This is a genomic window from Nonomuraea sp. NPDC050691 (assembly GCF_040654455.1).
GTDB lineage: Bacteria > Actinomycetota > Actinomycetes > Streptosporangiales > Streptosporangiaceae > Nonomuraea.
In genome coordinates this window covers 1-10,954 of the sequence record NZ_JBFAIA010000231.1, presented here as the reverse complement: position 1 = coordinate 10,954, position 10,954 = coordinate 1, and the positions used below count along the sequence as shown (strand labels likewise).

Below are 10,954 nucleotides of genomic sequence, written 5' to 3'. Positions count from 1 at the left end.
GGCGCGAGCCCGCAGCCGACGGTCAGCCAGACGCCGGCCCCCGCCCCGACAGGCGACGACCCCGGCCCCGAGCCGGACCCCACGGACGGCAGCGGCCCGGCGCCCGAGCCCGACCCGACGGACGACGACCCCGATCCCACGCCCACGCCGTCGTCCAGCCCGATCCCTCTGCCCACGGTCACGGTCACGGTGACAGTCACCCCCACCCCGGCCGCCACCTCCGCCGCGGCACCGGTCTGCACGAGGGGCAAGGCCGCCAAGCGGCTGACGGCCAAGCAGTGGGCCGTGGAGATCCACCGCTCCAGCGGCACGATCCCCGACGCGACGCTCACCTGCTACCTGAAGCTGGCGCAGAAGGCCAGCAAGGTGTTCCCCGAGATCACCAAGGCGTCGTCGCTGGGCACCGCGTACCGGGTGCTGAAGGCGTCGAAGACGGCGCGGCAGCGGCTGGACGCCTCGCTGCTGGCCGGCTGGCTGACCTGGGCCCACGGCACGAACGGCACGGCGAAGCTGGCGAGCGCGGAGAAGGTGCGGCTGAGCGCCAAGGCCAAGGCCGCCTCCCTGAAGAAGGCGGCCAAGAGCCTGACCAAGTAGCCGCGGCGGGTCAGCGGCGCAGGCGCAGCGTCACCAGCTCGAACGGCCGCAGGCGCAGCGCCACCGCGCCGTCCTCCCGCCACGTGACGCCGTCCTCGTGCGGCGTGTCGGTGAGGGGCCGTTCCAGCAGGTCCGTCGCCGTGACGCCGCTCACCGGGAAGCCCGCGGTGAGGGTGGCCGTGGCCCGGCCGCCGTGGGCCTCGTGGAAGCGGACGACCACGTCGCCACTCTCGTCGTCGGCCAGCTTGACGGCCGTCACGACGACGGCGTCGTTGTCGAGCGTGACCAGCGGGACGACCTCCACGTCGCCGGGCAGGTGACGCGCGGGCAGGTTGACGAGGTAGCCCTCGCGGACGGCGTCGCCGACCGTCGCCCCGGGCACGAGCGCGTGCCGGAACCGGTGCACCCCCTGGTCGGTCTCCGGGTCGGGGAAGCGCGGCGCCCGCAGCAGGGAGGCGCGCAGCGTGGTGGTGGTGCCCGCGTCCAGGTCGCGGACCGTCCGCGTCACGTCGTGGCCGTAGGTGGAGTCGTTGACCAGGGCGATCCCCCAGCCCGGCTCCTCCAGGTGCACGAAGCGGTGGTTGCACGCCTCGAACTTGGCCGCCTCCCAGCTCGTGTTGGTGTGCGTGGCGCGGTAGGTGTGGCCGTACTGGGTCTCCGAGGCGTACCGCTCGGCGCGGATGTCCAGCGGGAAGGCCAGCTTGAGGAACTTCTCCGTCTCGTGCCAGTCGACCTCGGTGGCGATGTCGAGCCGCTTGGCGCCCGGCCGCAGGCCGAGCACCTGGGTCACCGTCGAGCGGCCGAAGGAGCGGGTCACCCTGACCGTGCCGGGCTCCTCCCCCGGCGTCACCTCGTCGGCCTCCACCAGGTCGGTGACGGTGTTGCGGTAGAACGCGTCCACGTCCCAGGCGTCCCACATGTTGGGGAAGTCGGGGTGGAGCTGGAGCAGGTTGGCCGCCTGGCCGGGGGCGACGGCCTCGCGCCCGGCCGCGGTGTCGCGGACGGACACGACCAGGCCGCGCCCGTCCACCTCGACCCGCAGCAGGCCGTTGTCCAGGACGTGGCCGCCGCCCTCGCGCGGGCCGACGGTCGTGCCGGCGGCCGTGGCGGGGGCGTGGGCGCCGCCCGCGGGGACGCCGTCCCGCGTGTGGGGCGCGGAGTTGAACAGCAGCCGCGTCCCGGCATCGGCGTCGCCGGCCAGGGCCCGCTGGGCGCCGTCGATGATCGCGTTCAGCTCCTCGGCGACGGCCACGTAGGTCTTCTCGGCCTCCCGGTGCACCCAGGCGATGGACGAGCCGGGCAGGATGTCGTGGAACTGGTGGAGCAGCACGGTCTTCCAGAGCCGGTCGAGCCGCTCGTACGGGTAGTGATGGCCGGCCCGCACGGCGGCGGTCGCCGACCACAGCTCGGCCTCGCGCAGCAGATGCTCGCTGCGCCGGTTGCCCTGCTTGGTCCTGGCCTGGCTGGTGAGCGTGGCGCGGTGCAGCTCCAGGTACAGCTCGCCGACCCAGACGGCCGGGTGCGGATGCTCCGCCTCGGCCTTGGCGAAGAACTCGGCGGGCGTCTCCCAGGTGACGACGGCCGAGCCCTCCAGGTCGCGCATCCTGGCCGCCTTGGCGACCATCTCGCGGGTGGCGCCGCCGCCCCCGTCGCCCCAGCCGGTGGGCGCGAGCGAGTGCCGGGCCAGGCCCTTGTCCTTGAAGTTGCGCGCGGCGTGGGCGATCTCGCTGCCCTTCATCGAGCAGTTGTAGGTGTCGACGGGCGGGAAGTGGGTGAAGATCCGGGTGCCGTCGATGCCCTCCCACAGGAACGTGTGGTGCGGGAACGTGTTGGTCTGGCTCCACGAGATCTTCTGGGTGAGCAGCCATCGGGATCCGGCGGCCTTGATGATCTGCGGCAGGCCGGCCGCGAAGCCGAACGTGTCGGGCAGCCACACCTCGTCGTTCTCGATGCCGAACTCGTCGAGGAAGAACCGCTTGCCGTGGACGAACTGCCGGGCCATCGCCTCCGAGCCGGGCATGTTGGTGTCGGACTCCACCCACATGCCGCCCGCCGGGACGAACCTGCCGGACGCCACCGCCTTGACGACCTTGGCCCACACCTCGGGCCGGTGCTCCTTCACCCACGCCCACTGCTGGGCCTGCGACATCGCGAAGACGAACGAGGGCTCGCTCTCCAGCAGCGCGGTCATGTTGGAGGTGGTGCGGGCGACCTTGCGGACCGTCTCGCGCAGCGGCCACAGCCAGGCCGAGTCGATGTGCGCGTGGCCGACGGCGCTGATGCGGTGCGCCGAGGGGATGGCGGGCGTGGCCAGCACGCCGGCCAGGCACTCGCGGGCGGCGGCCGCGGTGCCGTTCACGTCCTGGAGGTCCACGGCGTCGAGCGCCCGCTCGATCGCCCGCATGATCTCCCAGCGGCGGGCCCCCTCGACGGGCAGCTCCGCCATCAGCTCGCCCAGCACCTCCAGGTCCATGACGAGCTGCCACACGGTCTCGTCGAAGACGGCCAGGTCCATGCGGGCCAGCGTGTACTGCGGCTGCGTGCCCGCGGTCTCCTTGTCGCCGAGCGGCGTCGGCAGGAACGGGTGGTAGTCGAGGATGACCGGGTTGGAGGCGGCCTCGATGTGCAACCGCACCTCCTCGCCGCCCTCGACGGGCGAGCCGACGCGGACCCAGTCGTTGAGCGGGTGCAGGCCCTTCACCGGCGTGCCGTCCGGGCGGTAGACCAGGCCCTCGCACTGGAAGCCGGGCATGTTCTTGTCGAAGCCGAGGTCGAGGATCGCCTCCACGGTACGGCCCGCCCACTCCGGCGGCACCGTGCCCGTGACCGTGAACCAGCTCGTCCCCCACGGCGCGCCCCAGCGGTCGCCTACCGCGATCGGCTCGGGCGCGGCCGCGAGGCCCTCCACGACGGGCACCGGCTCGCCGGGGGCGTGCCAGACGGCCACGTCGAGGGGCACGGACTCCGGGTGGACGGCCGGCCGGATGCGCTCGTCGAGGACCCGCTTCAACCGGCCTTCGACAAGTTTGCGGTCGTCATGCATCTGAACTCCTGAATGCCTGGATGGCTAACCTTCGGTCGCGCCTTCCTCGACGCCTCGGAAGAAGTACCGCTGGAGCGCCGCGAACACGACCACGATAGGCACGAAGGAGATCGTCGTGCCTGCCACGATGAGCCGCGGGTTCGAGGTGAACATGCCGTTCAGGCTCGCCCCGACCTGGGCTTGTGTCCGGACGTCGTCCGGACACTTCTGCTCCTCGATGTACTCCTTGCGCAGGGCGTGCAGGCTGTGGACCACACTGCGGCCTCGCAGACGGACGCGTGCGTCCGAGATGTGTCGCTTAGGGTGGCTTCATGGACCCAGGCAAGGCGATCTTCGAGACCGTGGACAAGCTTCGTCAGCGGCGCACCGCCCCGCTTGTCCTGGAGCTGGACCTCACCGAGGGCCTCACCGAGGGGCCGCCCACCGATCCACTGTCGGCCGTGCTGTCCATGCGCAAGCCGCGCCTGTCCGACGTGCTCGCCGGGCTCAAGCGCGGCCGCGACGACTCCCGGGTCAAGGCGCTGGTCGTGAAGATCGGCGGGAACCCGCTCGGGCTGGCCGTGGTCCAGGAGCTGCGGCAGGCCGTGACCCGCTTCCGCGCCTCCGGCAAGCTCACCGTCGCCTTCTCCGAGACGTACGGCGAGTTCGGCAACGGCACCGTCCCCTACTACCTGGCCAGCGCCTTCGAGCGCGTCTACCTCCAGCCGAGCGGCGACGTCGGGCTGACCGGCGTGGCGCTGGAGCAGCGCTTCGTCAAGGGGGCGCTGGACAAGCTGGGCGTCGGGTACGAGCTGGGCCAGCGGCACGAGTACAAGACCGCCGCCAACACCTTCACCCAGGACCACATGACCGAGCCGCACCGCGAGTCGATGGAGCGGATCGTCGAGTCCGTCGTCGACCAGGTCGTGGCGGGCATCGCCGAGGGCCGCCGGCTGGACCCGGCCAAGGTGCGCGAACTGATCGACCGGGGGCCGTTCATCGGGTCCGAGGCGGCCGAGGCCGGGCTGGTGGACGGGCTCGCGTACCGGGACGAGGTGTACGACGAGGTCAAGAAGGCCGCCGGGAGCGAGGCGCACCTGCAGTACGTCTCCCGCTACGCCCGGGCCGCCATCGTGCGGAAGCTGCCCAACCCCACGGCCGACGGGGTCGCGCTCGTCCAGGGCCACGGGCAGATCAGGATGGGCCGCAGCGGCCGCAGCCCGCTCGGTGGCGGCGGCGCGATGGGGTCCGACACGGTGAGCGCCGCGCTGCGCGCCGCCCGGCGCGACGACCACGTCAAGGCGGTCGTGTTCCGGGTGGACAGCCCCGGCGGCTCGTACGTCGCCTCCGACACCGTGTGGCGCGAGGTGGTGCTGACCCGCAAGGTCAAGCCCGTCATCGTGTCGATGGGCGACCTGGCCGCCTCGGGCGGCTACTTCGTCTCCATGGCCGCCGACGTGATCGTCGCCCAGCCGGGGACCCTGACCGGCTCGATCGGCGTCTTCGGCGGCAAGCCCGTCCTGTCGGAGCTGCTGGAGCGGATCGGCGTCAACTCCGAGCTGGTGGCCGGCGGCGCGAACGCCGGGATGTTCTCCACCACGCGCGGCTTCTCGCCCGAGCAGTGGGAGCGGGTGAACGCCTGGCTGGACCGCATCTACGACGACTTCGTGGGCAAGGTGGCGCAGTCGCGCGACCTGACCCGCGAACGCGCCCACGAGCTGGCCCGGGGCCGGGTCTGGACCGGCGCCGACGCCCGGGAGCGCGGGCTGGTGGACGAGCTGGGCGGCCTGGAGGACGCGCTGGCCGTGGCCCGCAAGCGGGCGGGCCTGGCCGACGACGCCCCGGTGCGGGTCTACCCGCGCATCCACCCGTTGCAGCAGCTACGCGGCGCGGAGTCGAGCGAGGACAAGGCGGCGGCGCTGGCCCGGGTCCGGATCGACGCGTGGGGGCCGCTGGCCCGGCTGTCGGCCGAGCTGGGGCTCCCGGCAGCGGGGCCGCTCGCCCTGCCCGGGTGGTACACCATCCGCTGAGGGAGCCGCGAAAGTTCAGCCGCCCATCGGGCGGTAGCGGCCGCGCAGGCGGATCAGCGGGGCCAGGGTCGGGGTGATGTAGGGGACGTTCACCACGCGGGCCAGGAACAGCGTGTGATCGCCCGCCGGCAGCACCTGCGTCGTCTCCGCCTCCAGGGCGGCGACCCCGTTCTCGACGACGATCGCGCCCGAGTGGGGGCCGCGGTGGTGCGCGACGCCCGCCACGAGGTGGCGGGCGCTCGGGCGGCCGGCGGTGGCGAAGCGGCTGGCGATCGCGGCCTGGCCGGACGACAGGAGCGTGGCCGCCCACCGGTCCTGCCGCAGCAGCACCTCGCAGAGATAGCCGCCGCCGGCCAGGCTGACCAGGACGAGCGGCGGGTCGAGCGAGACGGACATGAGCGCCGACACCGTGGTGCCGAGGTCGTCACGCCCGTCCTGCACGGTCACCACCGCGACCCCGGCGGCGAGCTGCGCCATCGCCTCCGTGAATTCCAAGGTCCCCTCCGAGGACGGGTGGCGACGGGCCCCGGACGACGGGGCCCGTCACCGAGGTCAGGCGAGCCCGTTGCTGGTCAGCCACTCCTTGGCGACCGTGGCCGGCTCGTCCTTGTTGACGCTGATCTTCTGCATCATGTCCAGCAGCGACTGCGTCGTGAGCTTGGCCGAGACGGCGTCCAGGGTGGTCCTGATCGTGTCGGTCGCCGCGGCCTTGTTCACCAGGGGCGTGACGTTCTGCGCCGGGAAGATGTTCTTCGGGTCCTGCAGCGGCACCAGGTTGTTGGCGGTCATCTTGGGGTCGGTGGTGAAGACGTTGCCGACCTGGATGGAGCCGTCCTTGATGGCGTCGGCCGTGGTGGGGCCGGTGGGCTTCCACTCCTTGAACTCCAGCCCGTAGACCTCCTTGAAGCGCGCCTCCCACCGCTTCTTGAACTCGGGCGGACCGCCGACGATCATGGTCTTCGACACCTTGGCCAGGTCCTCCATGGTGTTGAGGGACTGCTTGGCCTGCGTGTCCTTGCTGATCGAGAGGCTGTCCTTGTCCTCGGCGGGCGAGGAGGTGAGGACCTCCAGCTCGGCCGGGAGCTTCTCCTTCAGCGCCGCGTTGACGTCGTCGGTCGTGCTGGCCTTGCTCTGCAGGTCGATGAAGGCGAGCAGGTTGCCGTTGTACTCCGGCACGATCGTCAGCCCGCCGCTCTTGACCTGGTCGTAGAGGACCTCGCGGCTGCCGATGCGGGGCTTCTCCTCGACCTGCACGCCCTTGGCCTGCAGCGCCTGCGCGTAGATGGAGCCGAGCAGCACGTTCTCGTCGAAGTCGGCCGAGCCGATGACGGCCTTGCCGGCGCCCGCACCGGTGCCGCCCGAGGCGGAGCCGCTGGGCGCCGCGCTCGTGGTGTCGAGCGGGTTGCCGCCGCCACCGCCACCGCCGCACGCGGTCAGGGCCAGCGCCGCCGTCAGAAGCACCGCCGCGGTGCCGAACCTACGTCTCATCACGTTGTTTCCCTTCCTGAGGCCACCTGACGGACCTTGACCCGCCGGCTCACGCCGGGCGAGACCGTCGTCCGCTGGAGAAGCGTGAAGACGAGCTGCACCGCGAGTGCGAACAGCACAATCAGTACTGAACCCCCCACGACGCTCGCGTAATCCTTCGTCGCGAAACCGTCGATCACGAAACGGCCGAGGCCGCCGAGCCCGGTGTACGCGGCGACCGTGGTGGTCGCGACGACCTGGATGGCCGACAGCCGCAGCCCGAGCAGGATCAACGGCAGCGCCACCGGCACCAGCACCCGGCCGAGCACCTGCCCGCCGGTCAGGCCCATCCCGTACGCGGCGTCGCGCAGCTCCGGATCGACGCCGCGGATCCCCTCGAAGGTGTTGACCAGGATCGGCGGGATGGCCAGCAGCACCAGCGGGATGATGACCGGCAGGATCGAGGCGGTGCCGAGCAGCAGCACGAACAGCACCAGCAGGCCCAGCGTGGGCAGGGCCCGGGCGAGGTTGGCGGAGACGACCACGACGACGCCGCCCCGGCCGGTGTGCCCGATGAGCAGGCCGAGCGGGATCGCGACCAGCATGGCCAGGGCCAGCGCCAGCACCGAGAACTCCAGGTGCTCCAGCAGCCGGGCGGGGATGCCGCCGGGGCCGGACCAGTTGGCCGGGTCTCCGAAGAAGTCGCCGAGCCAGCTCACGATGCCCTCCTCGCCCGCACCCACGGGGTCAGCAGCCGCTGCGCGAGGACGAGCAGCCCGTCGGCGACCAGCGCGAGCGCCACGATGAGCACGATGCCGACGACGACCGGCGGCAGGAACGGATTCTGGTAGGCCCGGGTGAACAGCATCCCGAGGCCGCCCTGGCCGATCAGGGCGCCGACGCTGACCAGGCTGATGCTGGAGACGGCGACGACCCGCAGGCCGGCGAGCACGACCGGCACGGCGATCGGCAGCTCGACCTGGACGAGGCGGCGCAGCGGGGTGAAGCCCATCGCCACGGCCGACTGGCGCACGTGGTCGGGCACCGAGCCGAGGCCGTCCACCACGGCGGGCAGCAGCACGGCGATCGCGTAGAACGTGAGCGGGATGATCACCGTGGTCTTGCTCAGGCCGGTGACCGAGATGAGCAGCATGAAGACCGGCAGCGACGGGAGCGCGTACACGACGTTGAACACGCCGGCCGCCGGCTGGTAGAGCCAGCGCCAGCGGGCGCTGGCCAGGCCGAGCGGCAGGGCCAGCACGAGGCCGGCGACGATCGGCACGAACGACATGACGAGGTGGTCGCCGAGGAGGTCCTTGATGCTGCCGACCCGGCCGGTGTCCCAGTTGCGGGCGACCCACTCCCACAGCGACGGCGGACCGTCCGCCAGCAGGCGCGCGACGAACGGCTCACCCATCGGCGGCCTCCGCGAGCGCCTCGTCGAGGGCCTCACGGGTGGCCACGCCGACGGCCTTGCCGCCCGCGTCGACCGCCACCGCGCACCCGGACGGCGACAGCAGCGCCGCGTCGAGGGCGGAGCGCATGGAGTCGCGGCCCGGCCGGAACGTGCCGTACGGCTCGGGCTCGCCGCCGTCGCCCCGTACCCACCCGATCGGCCGGCCGTCTTCGGAGACGACGAGCAGCCAGGGCTCCGGCGAGCCGCCGGAGAAGCCGGCGGGCACGGTCAGGTCGGTGCGCAGCCGCAGCCCCTCGGTGCCGACGAACTGCAGGCGGCGGATGCCCCGGTCGTGGCCCAGGAACTCGCGGACGAAGTCGTCGGCCGGCTCCGACAGCAGCGTCTTGGGGTCGGCGAGCTGCGCCAGCTGCCCGCCGACGCGCAGCACGGCCACGCGGTCGCCCAGCTTGATGGCCTCGTCGATGTCGTGGGTGACGAAGACGATCGTCTTGTTCAGCTCGGCCTGGAGCCGCAGCAGCTCGTCCTGCAGGCTGGTGCGGACGATCGGGTCGACGGCGCTGAACGGCTCGTCCATGAGCAGCACGGGCGGGTCGGCGGCCAGCGCCCTGGCCACGCCCACGCGCTGCTGCTGGCCTCCGGAGAGCTGGAACGGGTAGCGCTCACCCATCGCGGGGTCGAGGCCCACGCGTTCGAGCAGCTCCATGGCCCGGCTGCGGGCCTTGGCGCGGTCCCAGCCGAGCAGCAGCGGAACGGTGGCGACGTTGTCGACGATCTTCTTGTGCGGGAAGAGACCGGCCTGCTGGATGACGTACCCGATGCCGCGCCGCAGCTTGGGCGGGTCGATGTCCCGCACCGGCTCGCCGTCGAGGAGGATGCGCCCCTCCGTGGCGTCGATCATCCGGTTGATCATCCGCAGGGACGTCGTCTTGCCGCAGCCCGACGGCCCGACGAACACGGTGATCTCACCGGTCGGCGCCTCGAGTGACAGGTTGTCCACGGCCACCGTGCCGTCCGCGTACCGTTTCGTGACGGCGTCGAATGTGATCACGCGCGACCTCTCGCTTGCCCGGGCAGGGTCGCGGCCCCCCTGCCACGACCGCCGCATGATCTCTTGGAGGCCCACACTACGGCGGCTGACAGCGGTATGTCGCGTCACCCCCACGGTTAAACGCTTCACCTCACCAGCAGGAATTCGCAACAAAACTGGATCTCTTGCTGCGCCGATGGTGGCGACTTGGCATGATTGCCTCACCATCGGTGAGAACCACCGAGCCCGCCCGTCCCTTCTCTCTCCCCCACCGCAGCAATTCAGCAAGAGGAACCGGCCCGTGACACTGCCGCTCACCGATCAGCGTGCCCGCGCCGAGCTGGTCGCCGAGCTCTACGACAGTCACGCCGCCGGGCTGTTCGCGTACTGCGCTGACCAGCTCGGCGACCACGGCTCCGCCGCCGACGTGCTGGTGTCCGTCCTCACCAGCGTCCCCGCGACGGCCCCGCCCCGCGCCGCGCTGTACGCGCTCGCCCGCCGCGAGTGCCGGCGCCGTGACGTCGTCTACGCGCCCCCTGTCGTCGACCCGCTCATCGATCCCGCCTCCGCCCTGGTGGAGCGCACGCTGCACGAGCTGCGCCCGCACCACCGGGAGGTGCTCCTTCTCTCCGAGGTGTGCGGCCTGGACCGCGACGAGCTCGCCTGGGTGCTCGACGTGGCGCCCGACACGGCCGGCGAGCTCGTGAGCGCCGCCGCGCACCGCTACCGCAGGCTGCTCGGCGCCGCGCTCGACCGCGCCGCCGCCCGCCGCATGCCGAAGCCGGTGGCCGACGTGTACGGAGCCTTGGGCGTCGCGCCGCTGCGCGACGTGCTCGGCCGCCTGCCGTGGCCGGAGCCGCCCGGCACGCTCCGCATCCACTTCGCCGGATCCCGTTCGGCCGACGCCGCGCCGATGTTCGTCAAGCCGCGCTGGCCGGTGCCGCCGGTCTGGCCGCTGCCGCTCGGCGAGCGCGACCCGCTGACGAGCACCGGGCTGTTCCCGGCCGAGCTGCTGAAGCCGCCGTCGCCGTCCCGCGTGCCGCCGCACGAGGCGACGACCGAGCCGATGCCCAAGGTGGGCGACCCGCTGGCCGCGACCGACCGGGCCCGGCCGAGCACGGGTCTGGTACGCCCGTGGCAGGCGTTCACCTCCGCCCGAGACCAGGGGCTCATCCCGAAGCGGCCACGGCCGGGAGAGTCCCCGGAGGGGCCGGTCTTCCTGCCGGGCGGCGGCGACGCGTTCGCCACGGGCGACGTGTTCCCGCCGCCGGGCGGTCCGCGGTCCGCCCGGGGCCGCGCGTCCTCGGCGCCGATCCTGGGTGACGTGCTGGACGACGAGCCTATGACGCTCATCGTGCCGGTGGTGACGTTGCCCAGGATGCGGGTGCCGCGCCCGG

At 72.4% G+C, this 10,954-nt stretch carries 9 protein-coding genes and 1 pseudogene; 3 read left to right on the top strand and 7 right to left on the bottom strand.

Going from position 1 to position 10,954, the window contains the following annotated elements:
- Window positions 1–594 (top strand): annotated as a pseudogene (locus AB0H81_RS40885) (hypothetical protein); the annotation flags it as partial.
- Between the two features lie 10 nt (window positions 595–604).
- Here the strand turns inward: AB0H81_RS40885 and AB0H81_RS40880 are convergent.
- Together AB0H81_RS40880 and AB0H81_RS40875 are read right to left on the bottom strand one after the other, a co-directional pair.
- Complete coding sequence (locus tag AB0H81_RS40880; protein ID WP_358386623.1) at window positions 605–3,637, bottom strand: glycoside hydrolase family 38 C-terminal domain-containing protein; 3,033 nt, start codon at window positions 3,635–3,637, stop codon at window positions 605–607.
- Window positions 3,638–3,661: 24 nt separating this feature from the next.
- Window positions 3,662–3,892 carry a hypothetical protein gene (locus AB0H81_RS40875; protein ID WP_358386621.1) on the bottom strand — a complete coding sequence of 77 codons (231 nt, stop codon included), beginning with the start codon at window positions 3,890–3,892 and terminating at the stop codon, window positions 3,662–3,664.
- Window positions 3,893–3,948: 56 nt separating this feature from the next.
- Here AB0H81_RS40875 and sppA point away from each other — a divergent pair, with 56 nt between their 5' ends.
- A complete protein-coding gene (sppA, locus tag AB0H81_RS40870) occupies window positions 3,949–5,646 on the top strand; it encodes a signal peptide peptidase SppA (RefSeq protein ID WP_358386618.1) in 1,698 nt (565 codons plus the stop codon).
- Between the two features lie 15 nt (window positions 5,647–5,661).
- Here sppA and AB0H81_RS40865 read toward each other — a convergent pair whose 3' ends face one another.
- The 5 genes from AB0H81_RS40865 to AB0H81_RS40845 all read right to left on the bottom strand — a co-directional run bounded on the left by AB0H81_RS40865 (window position 5,662) and on the right by AB0H81_RS40845 (window position 9,578).
- Window positions 5,662–6,123, bottom strand: coding sequence for a flavin reductase family protein (locus tag AB0H81_RS40865; protein WP_358386629.1), 462 nt, complete (start codon window positions 6,121–6,123; stop codon window positions 5,662–5,664).
- 75 nt (window positions 6,124–6,198) lie between these two features.
- Window positions 6,199–7,134: an ABC transporter substrate-binding protein gene (locus AB0H81_RS40860; RefSeq protein WP_358386626.1), complete on the bottom strand. Its 936-nt coding sequence runs from the start codon at window positions 7,132–7,134 to the stop codon at window positions 6,199–6,201.
- Complete coding sequence (locus AB0H81_RS40855; protein WP_358386615.1) at window positions 7,134–7,832, bottom strand: ABC transporter permease subunit; 699 nt, start codon at window positions 7,830–7,832, stop codon at window positions 7,134–7,136. The genes AB0H81_RS40860 and AB0H81_RS40855 overlap by 1 nt, the downstream gene beginning before the upstream one ends.
- Complete coding sequence (locus AB0H81_RS40850; RefSeq protein WP_358386612.1) at window positions 7,829–8,530, bottom strand: ABC transporter permease; 702 nt, start codon at window positions 8,528–8,530, stop codon at window positions 7,829–7,831. Before AB0H81_RS40850 ends, AB0H81_RS40855 begins: the two co-directional genes overlap by 4 nt.
- The gene (locus AB0H81_RS40845) at window positions 8,523–9,578 is read right to left on the bottom strand and encodes an ATP-binding cassette domain-containing protein (RefSeq protein WP_358386610.1); all 1,056 of its coding nucleotides are present in this window, start codon (window positions 9,576–9,578) and stop codon (window positions 8,523–8,525) included. Before AB0H81_RS40845 ends, AB0H81_RS40850 begins: the two co-directional genes overlap by 8 nt.
- A 280-nt stretch (window positions 9,579–9,858) precedes the next feature.
- On the opposite strand from AB0H81_RS40845, the gene AB0H81_RS40840 reads away from it, so the two are divergent.
- The coding region (locus tag AB0H81_RS40840; RefSeq protein WP_358386607.1) for a hypothetical protein at window positions 9,859–10,954 on the top strand (1,096 nt) is incomplete at its 3' end.

Coding starts and splice junctions, on each gene's coding strand:
- AB0H81_RS40880 (WP_358386623.1), bottom strand. CDS start 3,637: ATGCATGACGACCGCAAACTTGTCGAAGGCCGGTTGAAGCGGGTCCTC.
- sppA (WP_358386618.1), top strand. CDS start 3,949: ATGGACCCAGGCAAGGCGATCTTCGAGACCGTGGACAAGCTTCGTCAG.
- AB0H81_RS40865 (WP_358386629.1), bottom strand. CDS start 6,123: ATGGCGCAGCTCGCCGCCGGGGTCGCGGTGGTGACCGTGCAGGACGGG.
- AB0H81_RS40860 (WP_358386626.1), bottom strand. CDS start 7,134: ATGAGACGTAGGTTCGGCACCGCGGCGGTGCTTCTGACGGCGGCGCTG.
- AB0H81_RS40850 (WP_358386612.1), bottom strand. CDS start 8,530: ATGGGTGAGCCGTTCGTCGCGCGCCTGCTGGCGGACGGTCCGCCGTCG.